The organism is Vibrio frigidus (genome assembly GCF_042465995.1).
Classification (GTDB): domain Bacteria; phylum Pseudomonadota; class Gammaproteobacteria; order Enterobacterales; family Vibrionaceae; genus Vibrio.
In genome coordinates, this window is record NZ_JBCDMC010000063.1 from 1 (window position 1) to 276 (window position 276).

The 276-nt window shown below is 47.1% G+C and carries 1 protein-coding gene; it reads left to right on the forward strand.

Going from position 1 to position 276, the window contains the following annotated elements:
• Positions 1 to 276: hypothetical protein (locus tag AACW90_RS23015; RefSeq protein WP_390239387.1), on the forward strand; the 276-nt coding region annotated here is incomplete at both ends.

Consider the following 276-nt stretch of genomic DNA (forward strand, 5'->3'; position numbering starts at 1 on the left):
CTCGCAACCGCGACCGATAGCAATGTTACTTTCACTGAAACACAAGGCGTTCAAACGATTACCGGCGGGGACTTAACCGTTGCCGTTGTTCAAGGCAGTGACGATGTTGAATCTGTCACCTTTAATACCGCCGTTGAAAATAATGTGGTTTGGAACAGTTTAACCAGCAATAACGAACAGACTTCAGTGAAGGTGAGCGATGACGGCAAAACCGTTCTTGTTTATACGGGCAATGATAGCAACGACACCGCTAGCTATGTGTTGTCAGCGACCATC